Origin of the sequence: Polyangium sp. y55x31 (genome assembly GCF_029946505.1) — a bacterium.
Lineage (GTDB): Bacteria > Myxococcota_A > Polyangia > Polyangiales > Polyangiaceae > Polyangium.
This window is the reverse complement of sequence record NZ_JARZHG010000006.1, coordinates 101,340-116,572: the sequence shown is the minus strand read 5'-3', so window position 1 is coordinate 116,572 and position 15,233 is coordinate 101,340. Positions and strand designations below refer to the sequence as shown.

16 protein-coding genes are annotated in these 15,233 nt (G+C 69.7%); 7 read left to right on the top strand and 9 right to left on the bottom strand.

Annotation, left to right across the window (positions count from 1 at the left end; translation table 11 throughout):
* Positions 1-71 precede the first annotated feature (71 nt).
* The 4 genes from QHF84_RS14100 to larC all read left to right on the top strand — a co-directional run bounded on the left by QHF84_RS14100 (position 72) and on the right by larC (position 2,903).
* A complete protein-coding gene (locus QHF84_RS14100) occupies positions 72-578 on the top strand; it encodes a DUF1579 family protein (protein ID WP_281313792.1) in 507 nt (168 codons plus the stop codon).
* 65 nt (positions 579-643) lie between these two features.
* On the top strand, positions 644-1,429 hold the full coding sequence (gene larB / locus QHF84_RS14095; RefSeq protein WP_281313791.1) for a nickel pincer cofactor biosynthesis protein LarB: 786 nt from the start codon (positions 644-646) through the stop codon (positions 1,427-1,429).
* 62 nt (positions 1,430-1,491) lie between these two features.
* On the top strand, positions 1,492-1,683 hold the full coding sequence (locus QHF84_RS14090; protein WP_281313790.1) for a hypothetical protein: 192 nt from the start codon (positions 1,492-1,494) through the stop codon (positions 1,681-1,683).
* Entirely contained in the window at positions 1,680-2,903 is a 1,224-nt protein-coding gene (larC, locus tag QHF84_RS14085) for a nickel pincer cofactor biosynthesis protein LarC (protein ID WP_281313789.1), read from the top strand. Before QHF84_RS14090 ends, larC begins: the two co-directional genes overlap by 4 nt.
* Here the strand turns inward: larC and trxA are convergent, their stop codons facing one another.
* Positions 2,904-3,545 (bottom strand): thioredoxin, encoded by a 642-nt coding sequence (gene trxA / locus QHF84_RS14080; protein WP_281313788.1) that lies wholly within the window; start codon positions 3,543-3,545, stop codon positions 2,904-2,906.
* 103 nt (positions 3,546-3,648) lie between these two features.
* On the opposite strand from trxA, the gene corA reads away from it, so the two are divergent.
* Positions 3,649-4,815, top strand: coding sequence for a magnesium/cobalt transporter CorA (gene corA, locus QHF84_RS14075; protein ID WP_281313787.1), 1,167 nt, complete (start codon positions 3,649-3,651; stop codon positions 4,813-4,815).
* Between the two features lie 173 nt (positions 4,816-4,988).
* Complete coding sequence (locus QHF84_RS14070) at positions 4,989-5,996, top strand: ADYC domain-containing protein (protein ID WP_281314006.1); 1,008 nt, start codon at positions 4,989-4,991, stop codon at positions 5,994-5,996.
* A 4-nt stretch (positions 5,997-6,000) separates the two neighbouring features.
* Here the strand turns inward: QHF84_RS14070 and QHF84_RS14065 are convergent, their stop codons facing one another.
* The 7 genes from QHF84_RS14065 to QHF84_RS14035 form a co-directional block, all read right to left on the bottom strand.
* Positions 6,001-7,188, bottom strand: a complete 1,188-nt coding sequence (locus QHF84_RS14065) for a DUF790 family protein (protein WP_281313786.1) — start codon at positions 7,186-7,188, stop codon at positions 6,001-6,003.
* 10 nt (positions 7,189-7,198) lie between these two features.
* Positions 7,199-8,572: a DEAD/DEAH box helicase family protein gene (locus QHF84_RS14060; protein ID WP_281313785.1), complete on the bottom strand. Its 1,374-nt coding sequence runs from the start codon at positions 8,570-8,572 to the stop codon at positions 7,199-7,201.
* A 19-nt stretch (positions 8,573-8,591) separates the two neighbouring features.
* A complete protein-coding gene (locus QHF84_RS14055; protein WP_281313784.1) occupies positions 8,592-10,187 on the bottom strand; it encodes an ATP-binding protein in 1,596 nt (531 codons plus the stop codon).
* A 102-nt stretch (positions 10,188-10,289) separates the two neighbouring features.
* Positions 10,290-11,369, bottom strand: a complete 1,080-nt coding sequence (locus QHF84_RS14050) for a glycosyltransferase family 4 protein (RefSeq protein WP_281313783.1) — start codon at positions 11,367-11,369, stop codon at positions 10,290-10,292.
* Entirely contained in the window at positions 11,362-11,781 is a 420-nt protein-coding gene (locus QHF84_RS14045; RefSeq protein WP_281313782.1) for a 6-carboxytetrahydropterin synthase, read from the bottom strand. The genes QHF84_RS14050 and QHF84_RS14045 overlap by 8 nt, the downstream gene beginning before the upstream one ends.
* 29 nt (positions 11,782-11,810) lie before the next feature.
* Positions 11,811-12,806 (bottom strand): zinc-binding dehydrogenase, encoded by a 996-nt coding sequence (locus QHF84_RS14040; protein WP_281313781.1) that lies wholly within the window; start codon positions 12,804-12,806, stop codon positions 11,811-11,813.
* Positions 12,803-13,525: a RibD family protein gene (locus QHF84_RS14035; protein ID WP_281313780.1), complete on the bottom strand. Its 723-nt coding sequence runs from the start codon at positions 13,523-13,525 to the stop codon at positions 12,803-12,805. The genes QHF84_RS14040 and QHF84_RS14035 overlap by 4 nt, the downstream gene beginning before the upstream one ends.
* A 101-nt stretch (positions 13,526-13,626) precedes the next feature.
* On the opposite strand from QHF84_RS14035, the gene QHF84_RS14030 reads away from it, so the two are divergent.
* A complete protein-coding gene (locus QHF84_RS14030) occupies positions 13,627-14,226 on the top strand; it encodes a YqgE/AlgH family protein (RefSeq protein ID WP_281313779.1) in 600 nt (199 codons plus the stop codon).
* A gap of 12 nt (positions 14,227-14,238) precedes the next feature.
* Here the strand turns inward: QHF84_RS14030 and QHF84_RS14025 are convergent, their stop codons facing one another.
* Positions 14,239-15,171, bottom strand: coding sequence for a hypothetical protein (locus tag QHF84_RS14025; protein WP_281313778.1), 933 nt, complete (start codon positions 15,169-15,171; stop codon positions 14,239-14,241).
* Between the last annotated feature and the right edge of the window lie 62 nt (positions 15,172-15,233).

Here is a 15,233-nt window from a genome sequence, read left to right as displayed (position 1 = left end):
GAACGCGGAGGGAGCCGGGCTAGCGCGGGTGGGCTGGGATGTCCACGGGCAGCTCGTTTATGCTGCGCCGCATGGAACAGGTGAACCTCGAAACCGAGCAGACGAAGCCTTACGAGCGTGACAGCGAGCATCAGCGGCTCGCGCGGCTCGTGGGTGTGTGGCGCGGAACGGCGCGGACCATCATGGGGCCGAACGTGGCGCCGATCGAGGCGGCGTGGGAAGGGCGGATCGCGGCGATCCTCGACGGGAGGTTCGTGCGGTTCACGTATCGGTCGAGCGTCGAGGACAAGCCGATCGCCGGGGAGATGCTGATCGCCTTCGAGTCGGGCGAGAAGCTCTGGCGGACCTCGTGGGTGGACAGCTTCCACACGGGCACGATGATCCTCGTGTCCGAGGGGAGCGGGACGGACATCGACGTCCGCGGCAGTTACTTCGCGGCGGAAGGGCACCCGCGCTGGGGCTGGCGCACGGTCATCGACGACGCGCAGGCCGAGAAGCTCACGATCCGCATGTACAACATCACGCCCGACGGGGAGGAGTTTCTCGGCGTGGAGATCACGCTGTCGCGGGCAGGCTAGACGAACGAGCGGGGGCGGGCTCGGCGCGTTGCGCGCGGCCTGCCACCGGGCTAAGGGCTCCCGCGATGGATCCCAGGCGCGTGGAAGAGCTGCTCGATCGTGTGCGGCGTGGGGACGTGACGGTCGAGCACGCGGTCGAGGCGCTGAAGAGTTTGCCGTTCCGCGACCTCGGGTACGCGACGGTCGATCACCATCGCGCGCTCCGGCAAGGCGTGCCCGAGGTGATCTTCGGCGAGGGGAAGAGCGGCGAGCAGATCGCGGGGATCGCCGAGGAGATGGTCCGCGCCGGGACGAACGTGCTCGTGACGCGGATCGACGCGCAGAAGGCGGCGATCGTGGGGCAGCGCGTGCCGAGCTTCCGCTACGCGCCGCTCGCGCGGACGGGGAGCGTGGAGATCGCGCCGCCGCCGAAGCGTCCGTGCGCGCCGGTCGCGGTGGTGACGGCGGGGACGAGCGACAACGAGGTGGCCGAGGAGGCGGCGGAGACGCTGTCCGCGCTGGGGCTCGAGCCGATGCGGATTTACGACATCGGGGTCGCGGGCATCCATCGGCTCCTGCATCGCGTGGAGGATCTGCGGCGCGCGTCGGCGGCGATCGTGTGCGCAGGGATGGAAGGGGCGCTGCCGAGCGTGGTGGGCGGGATGATCTCGACGCCCGTCGTAGCCGTGCCGACGGCGGTGGGGTACGGGACGGCGCTCGGGGGATTCACGGCGCTGTTCGCGATGCTGACGTCGTGCGCCTCGGGGGTCTCGGTCGTGAACATCGGCAACGGGTTCGGCGCGGCGATGGCCGTGCACCGCATGATGCCGAGGGCCTCGCAACCGACCGAGCAGCCGACGACCGCAGGCTGAGCAAGGAGCACGGCACGTGCACGGACACGGACACGATCACGGGCATGGGCATGGGCACGACCATGACCACGGGCACGATCACCACCATCACCACGATCACGCGCACGGCCACGTGCATCACGCGCATGCGCATGGGCACGGGCACGGGCATACGCACGATCGCCCGCATACGCATGCGCACGCGCCGGGGCCTTCGCACGAGCATGGGCACGAGCATGGGCACGAGCAGGGCCGCGGGCACGAGCATCCGGTGAGGACGCCGCTCCTGGAGCAGGGATCGGGGGTCGGGAAGATCCTGTTCTTCGACGCGTTCAGCGGCGTCGCGGGGGACATGACGATCGCGGCGCTGCTCGACCTCGGCGTCCCGCTGCTCGTGATCGAGCACGCGGTGGCGGCGCTGCCGCTCGAAGGCGTGTTCCTGGAGCGCGGGCACGTGCATCGGAGCGGCATCGTGGCGACCTCGTTCGAGGTGCACGTGGAGACGCCGCAGCCGGAGCGGACGTACGCGTCGATCGACGCGATGCTCACGTCGTGTCCGCTGGAGCCCGAGGTGCGAACGCTCGCGCGCCGGATCTTCCGGCGGCTCGGCGAGGCGGAGAGCGCGGTGCATCGGATGCCGCTCGACGAGGTGCATTTTCACGAGGTCGGGGCCGTCGACGCGATCGTGGACATCGTGGGCGCGGCCGCGGCGCTCGTGTACCTCGGGGCCGAGGTGCGAGGCGCGCCGCTGCCCATGGGGCGCGGGTTCGTCAAGGCACGTCACGGGATCCTGCCGCTGCCGCCGCCCGCGACGGTGGAGTGTCTGCGCGGGGTGCCGACGTACGGCGTGGATCTCGACGCGGAGCTCGTGACGCCGACGGGCGCGGCGATCGTCGCGACGGCGGCGGGTCGCTTCGAGCGGTGGCCATCGTTCGCGCCGGAGCGCGTGGGCTGGGGCGCGGGCTCGCGCGAGCTGCCGGATCGGCCGAACCTCCTCCGGGTCGTGCTCGGGACGCGCGGCGGCGCCTCGGACGAGCCGCAGGTGGGCGCGTCGCACGTGGTGCTCGAAGCGAACGTGGACGACATGACGGGCGAGATGGCGGCGCACGCGATCGAGGCGCTCTTCACGGCGGGCGCGCTCGACGCGTGGGCCGTGCCGATCACGATGAAGAAGGGGCGGCCGGCGCTGACGATCGCGGCGCTCGCGCCTGCGCCGCAAGCGGACGCGGTGGGCGCGACGCTCCTGCGCGAGACGACGTCGATCGGGCTCCGGAAGATCCCGGTGACGCGGACCGAGCGGCCGCGTCGTACGGTGGCGGTGGAGACGGCCTACGGGCGGGTGCGCGTGAAGATCAGCGAGGGGCCGTTCGGGCCGCCGCAGATCAAGCCGGAGTTCGAGGATTGCGCCGCCGCGGCGAAGACGCACGGCGTGGCGCTGCGCGAGGTGATCCAGGCGGCGCTCGCCGCGCTGGAGAACGTTCCCGGAAAAACCTGATCAGTCGGGGCGCTCGATGGGGAGCCCCTCGGCTTCCCATCCGAGGAAGCCGTTCTCGAGGAACGCGATCGGCACGTCGCTCTTCGCGAGCGTCTCGGCGAGGCCCTTCGTCTTGTCGCCGGCGCGGCAGTAGAGGACGGGCTCACCCGGCAGCATGTGGAGCTCCGCGAGGCGCGTCTCGATCTCTTCGAGCGGGATGTGCACCGCGCCCGGGATGTGCGCGCGATTGAAGGCCTGCGCCTCGCGCGTGTCGACGGCGACGACCTGGCCTTGCTTGAGGAGCTGCGCGAGCTCCACCGCGCGGATCGCGCCTTCGGCCCGCGGGAGGAAGGGATCGAGCAGCTCGCGCAGGCGCGCCTTGCGCACGGCGCCTTGCTCTCCGGCGACGGGGCGGCCGCGGAAGAAGACCATGAACGTCGGCACCGCCTGCACGCGCATCGCCGCCGCGAGGCGCTTGCTCTGGTCGATGTTCACCTTGACGAACTTGGCCTTGCCTTCGAGCTCGCGTGAGAGCGCCTCGACCTCGGGGGCCACCGTTTTGCAGGGGCCGCACCAGTCGGCGTAGAAGTCGATCAGGACGGGGAGCTCGCTGCGCAGGACCTCGCGTTCGAAATCTTGCTCGGAGATGACGGGGACCGGCATGGGAGGAAGTCCATAGCGAGAGTCCAGGCCGATGGCGAGGGGTCTCGCCGATCCGCGCAAGCGAGCGGCGAATCGAGGCTGGGCCTTCGGTAGGATGTCCTCCGTGCAGGACACCCAAGACGCCCCGCCGCCGCCTTCCTCGAAGAACCTGGCCTCGGGTCGAAAGCGGCCCCGGCCGAGCTTGATCCTCTCGAACGAGCCCGCGCCCGGCGCGCCGCCCGGCACGCTGCTCGTCGAGGATCCCAACAAGCCGAAGATCTACCTCATCGACTACTGTCTCGAGCACATCGTCGAGAAGTGGATCGACTCGGTCGACGAGGCCCTGCCTTACCTGACCGACGATCGCCCGAGCGTCACGTGGATCGACGTGCAGGGGATCGGGCACAAGCCGACGTTCGAGCGGCTCGGGGAGATCTTCGACATCCACCCGCTCGCGCTCGAGGACGTGGTGAACGTCCCGCAGCGGCCGAAGAGCGACGTGTACCCGGGGCAGCAGGTGATCATCTGCCGGATGGCGCAGCTCGGCGTGACGAACGCGCTCGTCACCGAGCAGATCGCGATCGTGTTCGGCAAGGGCTTCGTGCTGACGGTGCAGGAAGAGCCGAGCGCGGACGTGCTCGAACCTGTGCGCGAACGCATCCGCAAAGGCAGGCAGCTCATGCGGACGGGAGGCGCCGACTACCTCGCGTACGCGCTCTTCGACGCGATCATCGACGGCTTTTACCCCGTGCTCGAGAAGATCAGCGACCGGCTCGACGAGATCGAGCTCGACGCGCTCGCCGGCAAGGACGGGACGGCGCACCTGATCCACGACGTGAAGCGCGATCTGCTCGCGCTCAGGCGGACGATCTGGCCGCAACGCGAGGTCGCGAACTCGCTCCTCCGGGACGGATCGCCGCACATCCAGGAGCACACGCGGGTCTACCTGCGCGACACGTACGACCACGCGGTGCAGGTGATGGATATGGTCGAGACGTTCCGCGAGATCGCCTCGGGCCTCATGGATCTGCACCTCTCCGGCGTGTCGAACCGGATGAACGAGATCATGAAGGTGCTCACGATCATCTCGACGATCTTCCTGCCGCTCACGTTCATCGCGGGCGTCTACGGCATGAACTTCGACACGGACGCGTCGCCCTACAACATGCCCGAGCTCAAGTGGCGGTACGGCTATCCGGCCTCGATCGGGTTCATGCTGTTCAGCGTGGCGGGTCTCTTCGTCTTTTATTGGCGAAAGGGTTGGATCGGGAACCGCCGCCGCGATCCTTGAACCCGCGCCTCGAAAGGCGACGGATTGTTGCTCCCCTCCGGCCCCGGCGAAACGCGTCCGCGCGCGTGGGCATCTTCGGTTCGAGAGAGGGAAGAAACATGCATTCGTGGATGTCCTGCACGTCCGAGATTGGATGGAGACGCGCCGCGAGATGGGCTCCGATCCTCCTGGTGATGCTGTTCGGCCCGGGTTGCACCGAAGTCGCCGGCGAGCCCGAGGAAGAGGAGGGTGACGTCATCGCGTCGGTCCAGGCGCTGAGCACGACGAACGGTTTGGCGCTGAACGGTCTCGCGCTGAACGGTCTCGCGCTGAACGGGATCTCGCTGAACGGAATCTCTTTGAATGGCCTCGCGCTGAACGGGGTGACGCTCGACGGGACGTCGTTCGTCGGGAAGAAGGCGTCGGGCAAGCCGATGAAGCCGGAGGAGTTCGTCGGCGCGACCTTCACGGGCACGCTCAGCAATGGGCAAACGATCACGTTGCGCATCGAAGATCGCGTGCCGTCGACCCACCCCGATGTCTTCTTGTACGAGATCTCGTACCTGTCGAGCCCGAGCCAGGGCGCGTGGAAGAGCCTCTGCGGCGCGACGTCGAGCGGCACGCCGCGCCGCGCGATCCCGCTCGCGGGCACCTGGGACTACTCGCAGCAGAAGCCGACGAGCGGCATACACGTTTCGTCCGAGACGAGCTTCACCTTCGCGTGCAGGCCGTACGCGATCGCGAAGTGCGTGGAGCTCGGATACAAGCCGTGGGAGAACGTGAAGGAGTGCGTCGCGCCGGGCACGTGCAAGGAGATCCCGGGCGTGCTCTTGCACCAGACCTGCACGCGCATGCTGCGCGCCGATTATTGCGGCGACGGCGTGCCGCACACGCAGGACGGTACGCTCGTCGACGTGTGGGACGATTTCGGCATCCAGGAGTCCTCCGTGACGGAGTTCCAGTTCGAAGCCGAGTGGACGCCGATGGGCGCGCGCTGCATCGAGCACACGCGGTGGCACGGCGATACGAGCGGCGCGACCGCTTCATATGTGAACAAACATTGTTCGTCGCGATGGGCGAGCGCGCAGCCGACCTACGACTGCGGAGGGTCGAGCTCGACGCTGCACACAGCGAAGGGGTTCGCCATCCCGCCGCTCGTCCGTTCGCTCATCGGCAACGAGTCGGCGCTGCCCAACGATTGACGTGTCAGCCCTTCCGACGGAGACGTTCGAGCACGGCGCGCGGCGACATCGTGGCGCGGTAGACGTAGATCTCGCCGGCCTCGTCCTCGCCGAGGACCTCCTCGCTCACGCGGAGCTGTTTGCCCACGGCGAGGAGGAACCGCGCGGGAAAACCCTTGCGTACGAGTTCGACGCGTTGCCACACGGCCTGACGACTCCAGAAGCCGAAGGCTTCGAGGAACACCTCTTCGCCGGTCGTCTCGCTGCGGAAGACGAGGTCGGGGACGCAGGCGATCTCGCCGGGGAGGGCGAAGATGTGATCGTTCTCGGCGACCGACCACTCGGAGCCGAGGCGCTCGAAGGCTTGCTTGAACGCGTCGAGATCGGGGCCCGTGGAGGGGGCCTCGGCGACGTGCGAGACGAGGCCGTCTTCGGGCGTGATCTCGAGGACGGCGCGTGTCCTTGTTTTGCCCCACGCGAGCTCGGCGCGGACGTGAAAGGAGCGGAACGCGAGGACCTGCGGGAGGAACATGGCGAGGCGCAGGCCGTACTTCTGGACCGCGTCGAAGAGGCTCCACGGGCCGTCGAGCGTGATCGTGTAGCCCTCCGCGGCAGAACCCTCGACGACGTGGATGAGGCCGTGGAAACGCGCGGCGCGGAAGAGCCTTCGGTAACGATCGGGGCTCTCGCCGGCGACGCGGACCGTGACACGCGTGGCCTTGAGCAAGACGGCCTGGGCGAGGCCGAGGTCGTAACGTTCGAGCAGGGCCTCGGGGCCGATCGGGCGGAAGGCTTCGAGCCGCTCGTTCTCGCGCAGATCGGCGTAGAGCGCGGCGTCGATCTCAGCGGGGGTTTTTCCGAGGCGCGGGGCGAGCTCGGCGAGGACGCCGTCGCGATCGAACTCGCTGCGGACGTCGAGCGCGCGATGGGCACGGGCCGCGGCGAGGAAGACCTCGCGGCGGATCTCTTCGGGATCGACGCCGGTCGGCACGGTCCACGTGCACTGGCCGTCGAGGACCTTGCGTAGGCCGTCGCCGACGAGGCGCGCATCGGCAGGGACGGGGACCGCGTCGAGCGCGGCCTCGATCTCGTCGCGGCTTCGTCCGATGGAGCTCTGGAGGATGCGGACGAAGTCTTTCGCGATCGTCTTGGCGAGCTCGGCGTCGTCGCCGCGGAGGTAACGCGGCAGGACGCGGCCACCTTTGCGGCGCACGCGGAGGAGATCACTTGTAAGCAACGTGCTCCCTCCGCTTGTCGCTCGTGTACTGCTCGGCCGTGTTCTCGGCGACGAGCTCGTAGAGCAGCGCGCGTTTGTCCTGTCCCTTGCGCAGGATGCGGCCGAGGCGCTGGACGTGCTCGCGGACCGAACCGTTGCCGCTCAAAACGATGGCGACGTTCGCCTCGGGGACGTTGACGCCCTCGTTCAGGACCTTCGAGGTGACGACGGCCGTGAGGTCGCCGGCGTTGAAGGCGGCGAGGATCGCGCTGCGCTCTTTCACGCGGGTCTGGTGGGTGATCGCGGGCAGGAGGAAGCGGCGCGAGATCTGGTGGACGGTCGCGTTGTCCTCGGTGAAGACGATCGTGCGGTCGTGCCGGTGGTTGTGGAGCAAGCGGGCGAGGACGTTGATCTTGCCCGGCGCGGCGAGCGCGAGCGCGCGTTGCCTGCGGTAAGCGAGGAAGGCGCGGCGGCCCGCGTCGCTGCGCGAGGAGAGGTAGAGGAAGCGGCTCCAGCCGTCGGGGGCCGACATGCGGATGCCCTCTTCGCGGAGGAAGGTGACGTACTCGCCGCGGGCGGCGTCGTAGGCCTCGCGCTCCTCGGCCGAGAGCGGGACGCTGATTCGTTCGGTCTCGTAGGAAGCGAGGTACTCGCCGGAGAGCTCGGTGATGTCCTTGCGATAGACGATCGGGCCGATGAGCTCGTCGTAGGCGCGGCCGTCGGTGCGCTCGGGCGTGGCCGTGAGGCCGAGGCGGAAGGGCGCGATGCTCATGCGCGCGGCGAGCTGATACGAGGGGCTCGGGAGGTGATGGCACTCGTCGAAGACGACGAGGCCGAAGCGTCCGCCGAGCCGATCCATGTGCAGGTGCGCGGAGTCGTAGGTGGTGACGGTGATCGGCTCGACCTCGTGGTAGCCGCCGCCGATGACGCCGATGGCGCGGCCGAACGCGGCGGCGAGGATGTCGTACCACTGGTTCAAGAGGTCGAGCGTGGGCACGACGACGAGCGTCGAGCGCTTACGACCGGCGATGGCCATGGTCGCGACGTAGGTTTTTCCCGCGCCCGTCGGCAGGACGACGACGCCGCGGAAGCGATGCGCGGCCCACGCGTCGAGCGCCTCGCGCTGATACGGGAAGGGCTCGTGGCGCGCGGCGGGCTCGATGTCGAGCGTGTCGTACGCGCGCGCTTCGTCGTTGAACGTGAGCTTTTTCGCGCGGAGCCAGAGGACGATGTCCGCGTACGAGGACGCGGGGAGGCGGAAGGTGTTCTCGCGCGCGTCCCAGGCGCAGGCGGGCGGCAGGCTCGTCGCGTGGTCTTGCGCGAGGCCGTCGAGGCGCACCGTGCCGCCCTGGAACGCGAGGCGGAGGCCGTCGCTCATCATCTCGGGGGCGGAGGTTAGCTCAGGCGCGCGGGCGTGGGGCGATCGCGCGGAGGATCTCTTCGAGGTCGGCGGGCGAGAAGGGTTTTTCCAGGCACCGGTTCGGGGCCTGGGCCAGGAAACTCCGGGCATCCTGGGTGAAGGCGCCGCCCGTCATGTACACGATGCGCTCGCTCGACTCGGGCATCCGCTCGCAGAGCGCGCTGTGGATGTCGAACCCGGAGACCCCGGGCATCATCACGTCGCAGAGCACGGCGTCGTAGGGTTTGTCCGCGAGCGCTTCGAGCGCGCCCTTCCAGCTCGTCCGTCCGTCGACGTCGTGGCTGCGCTCGAGCTGGCGCACGATGGCCGAGAGGAGCGCGGGCTCGTCGTCGACGACGAGGACCGAGAGGCGCGGCGTGGGCGCGCGCTTCGGGATCTCGGAGCGAGGCTCCTGTCCGAGATCGACGCTCTCGGCGGGCAGGAGCGTGACGCGGACGACCGTGCCTTTGCCGACCTCGCTCTCGATCTCGATGCGGCCGCCGTGCGCGCTCACGATGCTGCGGCAGATCGAGAGGCCGAGGCCGCTGCCGACGCCGACGGGCTTGGTCGTGAAGAAGGGCTCGAAGATCCGGTTCATGATCTCGGACGGGATGCCGGGGCCGTTGTCGCGGATCTCGATGAGCGCGCTGCCGGAGACCTTGTGCGTGGCCGTGACGACGCGGATCTCGTTCGTCTGCGCCGAGCCTTGCGGCAGGGCCTGGAGGGCGTTGACGAGCAGGTTCAAGAAGACCTGCCCGAGGCGGGCCTCGTTCGCGTGGACGAGCGGAACGTCGCCGTAGCAGCGGACGAGGTGGGCGCGGTGGCGGATCTCGTTGTCGGCGACCTTGATGGAGGCGTCGAGGACACGGCGCACGTCGACGGGGCGTCGCTCTTCCTGGTTCGCGCTGGAGAAGACGCGGAAGTCGCGCACGATCTGGGCGACGCGGTCGGTGCCGTCGAGGGCCTCGCCGCAGAAGCCGAGCAGCTCCCGCGCGAGCGATTGCGTCTCGGTGTCGCCGCGCGCGCCCGAGGTGCTCGCGAGCTCTTCGAGCTTCTTCGTGACGAGCGCGATGTTGAGCGTGACGTAGGCGAGGGGGTTGTTGATCTCGTGGGCGACACCGGCGGCGAGCGTGCCCATGGAGTTCATGAGGTTCGCCTGGTAGACGCGCGCCTCGGTCTCGATGCGCGTGGTGATGTCGCGGCAGAGGCTGATGACGGCGATGCCGCCCTCGAAGGGCGCGGGCGCGGAGGCGACCTCGACGGTGATCACGCTGCCGTCGCGGCGCATGAGCCGATAGGTGTAGAGCGGCGCGACCTCGTTCGTGGCGAGCATGATGCGCACGCGGCGGTTCTCGCGCGGGACGTCTTCGGCGTGGAGAATCTCGCCGAGGGGGCGGCCGTAGAGCGCCTCGGTGCTCTCGTGGCCGAGGCACGCGACGAGCGTGGGATTCGCGTAGAGGATCTTGCCGCCGCGGTGCACGACGACGAGCTCACTCGTCTTCTCCACGATGAGCCGGAAGAGGCCCCGCACCCCCGCGAGAGCCTCCTCCACGGCGCCTTCGAAGCGCGAGGTCTGTGCGGCGTGATCGTCGTGCATGGCGTGGCCCATCCGAACGAACCCAGGACCATTCTAGAACGGAAGGCGGGCGCGTTTCGGGGATTCGTGTAGGCCGTGAAAACCGTGCGTGGCGCCGGGGAGTCAACGCAGTGTCGGGAATACCGCACGGCAAAAGGCGTCCTGGGTGTCGGCCCACGTGGGCAGCGCGGCCGCGCGGCGGAGGGCGGCGCGCTGCATGGCGTCGAGTTGGTGCTCGTCGTGCACGACGCGGACGAGCGCGTCTTCGAGGGCGCGGGGATCGTCGGGTGGTACGAGGAGGGCCTCTTCGCCGTGGCGGACGACCTCGGGGATGGCGCCGGCGTCACACGAGACGATGGCGAGGCCGTGGGAGGCGGCCTCGGCGAGCGCGATGCCGTAGCCCTCATAGCGGCTCGGCAGGACGAGGACGTCGTGCGCGCCGAGCTCGGCTGCAAGCGCGGCGTCGGTGAGGGTGCCCGTGACGCGCACGCGGGTGCCGTAACGTGAGGCTGCGGCGAGCACACGCGCGGCGTAGAGCGGGTCGCGGTCGGCAGGTCCGGCGAGCGTGAGCACGGCGCGCGTGGCGACGGCGGCGAAGGCTTCGAGCAAGGCGAGCGGATCCTTGCGGGGCGTGAGGGCGCCGAGGAAAAGGAGGCGCACATGGGCGCCCTGCGAGCGTGCGGGCGGCGCGGCGCGAGCGCCGAGTCGATCACGGCCGGGGTGCACCACGCTGATTCGATCACGCGTGATGCCCGCGGCGATGGTCACGCGTGCAGTGGTCTCGCTCGTGACCACGACGTGATCGGAGGCGGTGAGGAGCGCGCGTTCGAGGGCGAGGCGGAGTCTTGACGAGGTGCCCGTTCGTTCGCTTGCGGCGAGGTGATGGAGCAACGTGACGAGGCGGGGGGACGTGGGTGAGCGTGTGCGGAGCGCGGCTGCGAAGGCGGCGCGCGGGTGGCTGAGCTCGTCGACGATGACGACGTCGTGAGTGCTTGAAGAACGAGCGGGCGGAGCGAGCAGGCCGAGGAGGCGCGCGTTCCCGCGCAGCGAGGCGAGGGGGCCACGCACGTCGAGGTTCACGACGTCGACGTCGCAGCCGCGTGTTCTCAGGCCTTCGATGACGAGGCGATCGTAGAGGTAGCCGCCCGTCGGTTGATCGAGCGCGCCATCGATGACGAACGCGACGCGTGCCCCATCAAGCAACCCCGATCTCCGCGCCGGGCATGGTCGACGCATGGCGAATCGGCCCGCGGTACTTGGCCCATGCGTTCGGAGACTCGTCGAGCACGACGGTGAGCATCGTGCCCGCGCGGAGCGGGAGCACGTGCCCGAGCTCGCGGTGGATGTACCGCGCGATGACCTCGGTCGTGGACTTGCCGGGCGTGAAGCCCGGGTGATCGTCGAGGTTCCTGTAGTCGAGATGCTCGAGGATGCCGCGCAGCTTCGCGCGGAGCATGCCGATGTCGCAAACGACGCAATGCTCGTCGAGCTCCTCCTGCTCGACCTCGACGCTGACCACGTAGGTCGCGCCATGCATGCGTTGCGCGGGTCCGAAGAAGTCACCGTCGAGACGGTGAGCCACCATGATGTGATCACGAACGCCGACCGTGTACATGCGCTCCACGATACCGCACGTGATGCCGATCAACGCGAGGGATCGAGCACGCGATGCGGCGGATTCCACGCGTCGCCGGCGGCGAGCGACGCGTACAGGCGGGGCGCATCGGTGAAGGGAACGAGCGGACCAACGAGGCGATCGAGGCATGCGTCGTGGAGCAGTTCGTTCACGACGGAGAAGCGTCGTTCGAAGGTGAAACGAGCGCGGCGCGCGGGCGGGATCGTGCCGACTTGGCTCGAGCGGATGGTGACGCGGTTCGGGTGGAAGCGGCCGCCGAGGGGCAAGGTGACGCCGTGCTCGCCGTACCAGGAGACGACGAGGATGCGCGCCTCGTGCCCGGCAGAAGCGACGAGCGCGGCGAGGGCTTCGGGGGAGCCGGACGCTTCGACGAGGACGTCGGCCTCGGCGACGATCGCGGCGTCGATCGAGGGGAGCGCGGCGGCGCATCCGAGCTCGCGGGCGAGCGCGGCGCGGCGTTCGTCCGGGTCGATGCAGACGACGCGGCCACCCGCGCGTGTGGCGAGGCGCGCGACGAGCTGACCCACGACGCCGAGGCCCACGACGACGACTTGTTCGCCGAGCGCGATTTCCGCGTCCCACACGGCATTCAGTGCGGTTTCGAGGTTTGCCGCGAGGGTCGCGCGAGGCGCGGGGATGCCGTCCGGGAGACGGCGGAGAGCTTGTTCATTTGAGATGAAACGATCGTGGTGCGGGTGGAGCGCGAAGACCGTACGGCCCAGCAGATCGGGCGAGGTGGCAGCGCCGATCGCTTCGACGACGCCGACGGCCGCGTAGCCGTAGCTCGTCGGCAGATCGAAGGAGCCGCGCTGCGTGGGAAGGGCCATGACGGCGCGGATGTCGGGTGGTACGCGGCCCGTGAGCACGAGCCGCTCGGTGCCGGCGCTGACGCCGCACGCGAGCGTGCGGACGAGGGCTTCGTGCGGGCCCGGATCGGGGAGGGGTTCGTCCCGCAGAACGGCGACGCCGGGGCGCTCGAACCAGATCGCGCGTGCCCGGGTCACGAGGCCACCCGAGCGGGATCGGGGAGCGCGAGCGGCAAGGGCGGCGCGCCTTCGCGGGCGAGCTCGAGCAGCACGTCGCCGCCGACGTGGAGGACGCGGCGGAGCGTGAGGCGCAAGGCTTGATCGAGCTTGCGGATGCCGAGATCACCGACGGCCTCGATGCCCGCGCCGATGACGAGAGGAGCGACGGTGACGACGAGCCGATCGACGAGGCCTTCGCGGAGGAAGGAGGTGATCACGCCGCGCCCGCCTTCGACGAGGAGCTCGCGCGTGCCGCGCTCGGCGAGGGCGACGAGCAACGCGTCGAGCTGGACGCCTTCGCCGCTCTTCGAGACGGGCAGCGAGCAACACTCGACGTGGGACGGCAGCGTCCTCTCGGGCGCCAGCCGCGTGACGTGCAGCGTGCGTGTCGTCGCGTCGCGGAAGAGCTGCGCGGCGGCAGGTACGCGGCCTCGGGTGTCGAGCACGACACGCAGGGGCTGTTTTCCCGGCACGTGTCGCACCGTGAGAAGCGGATCGTCGGCGAGCGCCGTGCCGGATCCGACGAGGACCGCGTCCGCCGCGGCGCGCAGGGCGTGGGCGAAGCGCGTGGTCTCCTGGCCGCTGATCCAGCGCGAATCGCCGGTCGCGGTGGCGATGCGGCCGTCGATGGATTGCGCGAAGTGCACGGTGACCCAGGGCCGCATGCAAGGCGGCATTCCTTCCGTGCGGTCGCGCATGGTTCGTCGATCGTAGCGTCGAGGGTCCCTGGGCGCGAGGCGCGCGGAGGAGCAAGGAGCGGGCACGCGCGCGGCGACGAATTCGATTAAGATGGGAACGGATGAAGACGGCCCACCGCTCGCTCGCGCCCGGGTTCTTGATCGCTTCGCCTCCGCTCGGAGATCCGAACTTCGATCGGACGGTCGTGCTGCTCGCGGTGCACAACGAGGACGGCGCGCTCGGGTTCGTGGTGAACCGCGTCGCCCCGATGTCGCTCGGCGAGGTGCTGAAGCTCGCGGGCTACAAAGGTCCCGAGTCGAAGGACGAGGGCCCGGTGTTCCTCGGTGGCCCGGTGGCGCCGACGATGGGCTGGATCCTCTGCGTGGATCCGAGCCTCGACGCAGAGCAGGAGGGCGTGCTCGCGGTGGACGCGCGGATCCGGATCACGTCGCGCCGCGTGGCGTTCGACGAGTTCGTGCAGGAGCGGATTTCGCACGCGGGCGCGCCGGATCCGAAGCGGCGGATGGTGATGCTCGGGTACAGCGGTTGGGGGCCCGGGCAACTCGAACGGGAGATCGGGACGGGCGCGTGGTTGCCGACGCCGCTCGACGAGGGCGTGCTCTTCGACGTGAACGTCGACGATCGGTGGGAGCGCGCCTACGCGCTGCACGGACTCACGCCCGCCGTGATGATGTCGATGCGGAGCGTGGGCGAGGCGTAACGCGCCGCGTGCTCAGGGGTTTGGCACGGACAAACCCCGGAAGCGGCGGTCGTGCCAGCGGAGCATTTCGAGTGTGCCGACCTCGCGAAGCCAGGGTTGATCGTGGGGGCCCGGCAAGACGATCGCGTCGTGCGGGACCTTGCGCTTCGTGAGCTCGGCGGAGAGAGCGACGTTCGCCGCGCGAAACGGATCCGCGGTGCTCGTCTCGACGTGCACGCCGCGCGCGCCGTGGGCGGTGAGGATCGAGGCGAGGCGATCGGCATACCCCGCGGCCCGGTGCTCGCCGATCGCCGTCTGCACGACGCCGATCGCGCCGAAGGTTTCGGGGCGGCGCGAGAAGACTTCGAGCGCGACGTAGCCGCCGAGCGAGCATCCATCGAGCGCGGTGCGAGCGATGTCGGTCGCCACGTGCGCTTCGCGGCGCGCGCGCGGCACGACGACCTCGGCGATCCAGCGCGCGTATCCATCGAGTGAGGCCTTCGGGTTTGGCGCCTTGTTGACGTTCGGCGTGTAGGGACAGGCGATCACGAAGCCGCGGAACGGCGCGCGCGTGAGTTCTTCGTTGACGGCGCGGAGATGTTCGTCGGTGAAGTCCAGCCGTTTCGCCGTGCGCGCGACGGGTGGCCGGCAGAGACGCGCGTACGCCGTCGCGAGTCCGTACCGTTCGAGCCACGCGTAGGCGCCCATGCGCTCGTCGCCGGTCTCGCCGAGGCCGTGCAGGAGGACGAGCAGCGGCGCGGGGTCCTTCGTGGGATCGAGGCCGCGCGGGATCGAGAGCGTCATGCGCCGGCCGAGCGCGCGATCGCCGGGAAGATCGAGGTCGCGCACGTCGAGATCCGGAGCCCCGGGATCGATCGTCCGTTCGGCTTCGGCGCGTCGCGTCGAACCGAGCGTCCACGCCGCCGCGGAGGCGCCGATGAGGAAGCCACGACGTGTCGTCCGCACGGTGACGCAGCGTAACCCACGCCCCATGGCCCGGGCCACCCCCCGAGGCGAGGTGGCCGACC

What these genes read in the sequence shown, in the direction of transcription:
- QHF84_RS14100 (WP_281313792.1), top strand. Translation starts at nt 72, where the DNA reads ATGGAACAGGTGAACCTCGAAACCGAGCAGACGAAGCCTTACGAGCGT.
- larB (WP_281313791.1), top strand. Translation starts at nt 644, where the DNA reads ATGGATCCCAGGCGCGTGGAAGAGCTGCTCGATCGTGTGCGGCGTGGG.
- QHF84_RS14090 (WP_281313790.1), top strand. Translation starts at nt 1,492, where the DNA reads ATGACCACGGGCACGATCACCACCATCACCACGATCACGCGCACGGCC.
- trxA (WP_281313788.1), bottom strand. Translation starts at nt 3,545, where the DNA reads ATGCCGGTCCCCGTCATCTCCGAGCAAGATTTCGAACGCGAGGTCCTG.
- QHF84_RS14070 (WP_281314006.1), top strand. Translation starts at nt 4,989, where the DNA reads ATGCTGTTCGGCCCGGGTTGCACCGAAGTCGCCGGCGAGCCCGAGGAA.
- QHF84_RS14060 (WP_281313785.1), bottom strand. Translation starts at nt 8,572, where the DNA reads ATGATGAGCGACGGCCTCCGCCTCGCGTTCCAGGGCGGCACGGTGCGC.
- QHF84_RS14055 (WP_281313784.1), bottom strand. Translation starts at nt 10,187, where the DNA reads ATGCACGACGATCACGCCGCACAGACCTCGCGCTTCGAAGGCGCCGTG.
- QHF84_RS14045 (WP_281313782.1), bottom strand. Translation starts at nt 11,781, where the DNA reads ATGTACACGGTCGGCGTTCGTGATCACATCATGGTGGCTCACCGTCTC.
- QHF84_RS14035 (WP_281313780.1), bottom strand. Translation starts at nt 13,525, where the DNA reads ATGCGCGACCGCACGGAAGGAATGCCGCCTTGCATGCGGCCCTGGGTC.
- QHF84_RS14030 (WP_281313779.1), top strand. Translation starts at nt 13,627, where the DNA reads ATGAAGACGGCCCACCGCTCGCTCGCGCCCGGGTTCTTGATCGCTTCG.